At 72.2% G+C, this 4,299-nt stretch carries 3 protein-coding genes, 1 pseudogene and 1 riboswitch; of the genes and pseudogenes, 3 read left to right on the top strand and 1 reads right to left on the bottom strand.

Annotated elements, in window-relative coordinates:
- Positions 1-176: 176 nt before the first annotated feature.
- Positions 177-291: riboswitch (SAM riboswitch) on the top strand.
- 479 nt (positions 292-770) lie between these two features.
- The 3 genes from HGA02_RS11940 to HGA02_RS11930 all read left to right on the top strand — a co-directional run bounded on the left by HGA02_RS11940 (position 771) and on the right by HGA02_RS11930 (position 3,565).
- On the top strand, positions 771-1,721 hold the full coding sequence (locus HGA02_RS11940; protein ID WP_168679191.1) for a MetQ/NlpA family ABC transporter substrate-binding protein: 951 nt from the start codon (positions 771-773) through the stop codon (positions 1,719-1,721).
- Positions 1,722-1,802: 81 nt separating this feature from the next.
- Positions 1,803-2,825, top strand: a complete 1,023-nt coding sequence (locus HGA02_RS11935) for an ATP-binding cassette domain-containing protein (RefSeq protein ID WP_168679190.1) — start codon at positions 1,803-1,805, stop codon at positions 2,823-2,825.
- A complete protein-coding gene (locus HGA02_RS11930) occupies positions 2,822-3,565 on the top strand; it encodes a methionine ABC transporter permease (RefSeq protein WP_168679189.1) in 744 nt (247 codons plus the stop codon). Before HGA02_RS11935 ends, HGA02_RS11930 begins: the two co-directional genes overlap by 4 nt.
- A gap of 88 nt (positions 3,566-3,653) precedes the next feature.
- On the opposite strand, the pseudogene HGA02_RS11925 reads toward HGA02_RS11930, so the two are convergent.
- Positions 3,654-4,299 (bottom strand): annotated as a pseudogene (locus tag HGA02_RS11925) (carbohydrate-binding domain-containing protein); the annotation flags it as partial.

The following is a 4,299-nucleotide window of genomic DNA, read 5'->3' as shown; positions in this document are numbered from 1 at the left end:
CGTCCGCACGAGGCCCCCGACGCGCCTGTCGCGTCGGGGGCTTCGTCGCGTCCCGGCGCTGCGGCGCACGGCGATTCCCGGAGGGGGGGCCGGGCGGTCGCGTCGAGGGCCCGCGCCGAGCGGCGTGACCAGCGTCTCGTCGAGACCGCGGGGGCCGTCGACTATCCTGGGCGCTGGTTCACGAGCTGCAGCGTCAAGTACCCGGCTGGCTGCACGGCAACCCTCCTGATCGAGCGGGGTGCCCCGGGGCGAGAACCGGTGGTGCGTCACGGCGGCGCCCACAAGTCGACCGGCGCCTCGGCGCCCGAGGAGGACGCATGACCCCGCAGCCCGTCGCCCGCGCGCTCGTCGCCCGGCCGATCGGTGCGCCCGCTCACATGACTTATTCCGACGGTACCGGTCGGAATTTGACACGTGTCCAGGACCTTCGCTTCACTGACCGTACCGCCCGGCACACCGTCGCCGGTGCGCGAGGAAGAGGTCGATCGATGGACACCCGCGAGGCCCGCACCATGACCGCCGCCACGGCCGTCATGTGTCGCATGCCCGCGTGTCCGGCGACCCACGGCCAGCTGGTCTGACACCGGCACAGCGCCGCCACCGCCGCACCTGAGCCGCCCGGCGCACCGCGCCGCGCGCCTCGACCGACGGCACCCCCGCCGTCCTCGTCCCACCGCCGCACCGGCCCTCGGCCACGCGGCCGGCGTCCCACGACGCCCGTCCCTGACCCGCCCGGAAACCGTCGGGCACACCGCAAGGAGACCCATCCCATGTCCGAGAACGTCCCCGTCCTCCCGGCCAAGAACGGCGGCAAGCGCCGGACCGGCCTCGTCGTCGGTGCGGTCGTCGCCGTCGTCGTCCTGGTCGGCGCGCTCGTCTTCGCGTTCACGCGTCCCGACGCCGACGACTCCGCCGCCGGTGACGGCGCGACCGTCGTCCGCCTCGGCACGACCGACGTCGGCCAGCCGCACTGGGAGATCCTCAAGGAGCTCGCCGCGGAGGAGGGCATCGACCTCGAGATCGTCGGCTTCTCCGAGTACACGCAGCCGAACCCGGCGCTCACCGAGGACGAGATCGACCTCAACGCGTTCCAGCACATCCTGTATCTGGCCGACCACAACAACAACACCGGCGACGACCTGCAGCCCATCGGCTCGACGCTGATCGTGCCGCTGCCGCTGTACTCGCAGAAGCACACGGACGTCTCCGAGTTCACGAAGGGCGAGCAGGTCGCGATCCCGAACGACGCGACCAACCAGGCGCGTGCGCTGTTCGTGCTCGAGGAGGCCGGCCTGATCCAGTTCACCGGCGAGCCCAAGGTCCCGACGCCGGACGACGTCGACACCGACGCGTCGACCGTCGTCGTGCGTCCTGTCGAGGCGTCGCAGACCGCGGGCCTCATCGGCGACCCGGACGTCGCGGGCGTGATCGTCAACAACAACTTCGCGACCGACGCGGGCTTCGACCTCGACAGCTACGTCTTCGCGGACGACCCCAACTCGCCCGGGGCGCAGCCGTACATCAACATCATCGCGGCCCGCCCGGGCGACGTGGACAACCCGACGTACCAGAAGATCGTCGAGCTCTACCACGACCCGAAGGTGCTCGAGTCGGTCGTCGAGTCCTCGGGTGGCACCGCCACGATCGTCGAGGGCTACGACGCCGCGAAGCTGCAGGACGTCCTGAAGCAGACGCAGGAGAACCTCGAGGCCGCTGCCTGAGCCGGTCCGCGCGGTCCGGTCCCCACCACCCCCGGGGACCGGGCCGCGCGGCCCTCGTCCTTCCCCGAAAGGTCCCCCTACGTGACCCCCATCATCGAGTTCCGCGACGTCACCAAGGTGTTCGACGGCCCGAGCGGGCCGATCCGCGCCGTCGACGGCGTCGACCTCACCGTCGAGCAGGGTGAGATCTTCGGCGTCATCGGCTACTCCGGCGCCGGCAAGAGCACCCTCGTGCGGCTCATCAACGGCCTCGAGCGCGTCACGTCGGGGCAGCTCGTCGTCGACGGCGACGACGTCGCCGCCCTGTCCGAGCGCGCGCTCGAGCGCAAGCGCCGCGACATCGGCATGATCTTCCAGCAGTTCAACCTGTTCTCGTCGCGCACCGTCGCCGGGAACGTGGCGTTCCCGCTCAAGGTCGCGGGCTGGCCCAAGGCCGACCGCGACCGGCGCATCGCCGAGCTCCTCGACTTCGTCGGCCTGCTCGACCGCGCGCACTCCTACCCGGACCAGCTGTCCGGTGGGCAGAAGCAGCGCGTCGGCATCGCCCGGGCGCTCGCGGCGCAGCCGAAGATCCTCCTCGCCGACGAGTCGACCAGCGCGCTCGACCCCCAGACCACGCAGGACGTCCTGCACCTGCTGCAGAAGGTCAACCGCGAGCTCGGCGTGACGATCGTCGTCATCACGCACGAGCTCGAGGTCGTGCGGTCGATCGCCGACCGTGTCGCCGTCCTGGAGAACGGGCGCGTCGCCGAGCAGGGGAGCGTGTTCGACGTGTTCACGCGCCCGCAGGCGGACGTCACGCAGCGGTTCGTGTCGACCGTCGTGCACGACCGGCCCCGCGGCACCGTCCTCGAGCGGCTCCAGCGTGCGCACACCGGCCGGATCGTCACCGTGACCATGACCGACAGCTCGCGGCTCGGGTCGGTGCTCGCGTCGGCGGGCGCCTCGGGCGTCGCGTTCGAGATCGTCTACGGCGGCATCGGCACGTTGCAGGACCAGTCGTTCGGGTCGCTCACGCTCGCGCTCGACGGGCCCGACGCGGCCGTCGACGCGCTCGTCGCGCAGCTCGGTGCGGTCGCGCCCGTCGAGGAGGCCGTCCGATGACCGCGCTCACGTCGGCCCTCGCGGCCGGGCTGCCGGCGGTCGCGTCGTCGTCCGCCGCGACCGTCCTCCCCGCCGCCGGGGACTTCGACCCTGCGTTCCACGGCCCGAAGCTGCTGGAGGCCGCGGGCGAGACGCTCTACATGGTGTCGGCGACGCTGCTCATCGGCGGGGTCCTCGGGCTCGTCCTCGGCATCGCGCTCTACACGACGCGGCGCGGCGGGCTGCTGTCCAACCGGCCCGTGTTCGGGGTGCTCAACCTCGTCGTCAACGTGTTCCGGCCGATCCCGTTCCTCATCCTGCTCATGATCATCGCGCCCGTGACCGTCGGGCTGATCGGCACCCGGCTCGGCAGCACCGCGATGATCGTGCCGCTGTCGTTCGCCGCGACGTTCGGGGTCTCCCGGATCGTCGAGCAGAACCTCGTCGCGATCGACCCCGGCGTCATCGAGGCGGCGCGCGCGACGGGTGCGTCGCGGTGGCGGATCGTGCTCACCCTGCTGGTCCCCGAGGCGCTCGGCCCGCTGATCCTCGGGTTCACGTTCGTCTTCGTCGCGCTCGTCGACATGTCCGCGCTCGCCGGGACGCTCGACGGCGGCGGGCTCGGCGCGTTCGCGCTCGACTACGGCTACAAGCGGTGGAACTTCGCGGTCGTGTGGATCACGGTGATCGTCATCATCGTGCTCGTCCAGCTGGCCCAGTCCCTCGGCAACCGCCTGTCCCGCCGCATCCTGCGCCGCTGACCCGACTCCGTCGCTCGTCGACACCGACATGGTGACCGTTCGGGAGCTCGGAACGGCCACCATGTCGGTCTCGCGCGGCGAGGGGGCGTCAGGGGCGGGACGGACGTCCGCCGCCGCCGGGGCCGCCGCCCATGCCCGCCTGGACCTCGCCCGCCGTGGCTGTGGCGGACGTCGTCGCCGACGACGCGTCGCCGTCGTGGGAGAGCCCCGTCGTGTCCGGGGTGCTCGTCGAGCCGCCGGTGAGCGCCGTGTACGTCGCGCCGTCCGTGACGTCGGGGGACGAGTAGACGACCGACGAGAACGACTTCGGGGCGGTGAACGACGCGAGGACCGTGCCGTCCTCGGCGGCGACGTGCACCACCGTGCCGGCCTGCTGCGTGCCGTCGAGGGTCAGGCCGACGAACGACTGCGTCGAGCCGTCCGACGGGGTCTGCGCCATGCCCGACGCGCCGACGGCCAGGAGCTCGCCGCCGCTGATCCCGAACGTGCCGTTGTAGTCGAGCGCGCCGTTCCCGGAGCTCGTCGGGCCCGCGACGACGACCGTCCCGCCGCTCATGGTGATCGATCCGTTGGAGTCCAGGCCGTCGCCCTCGGCGTCGACCACGAGCGTGCCGCCCGTGATCTCCAGGAGGACGCCGTCCTGGGCGGAGAGCTCGCCACCGCCGCCCGGCATGCCGCCCGCCGCGCCCTGCTCCCCGCCGACGGCTACTACGAGTGGAAGAAGCCCGAGCCCG

Origin of the sequence: Cellulomonas septica, from assembly GCF_012396155.1 — a bacterium.
In the GTDB taxonomy this organism is placed as follows: Bacteria; Actinomycetota; Actinomycetes; order Actinomycetales; family Cellulomonadaceae; genus Cellulomonas; species Cellulomonas septica.
This window is presented reverse-complemented; position numbering and strand designations above follow the sequence as displayed.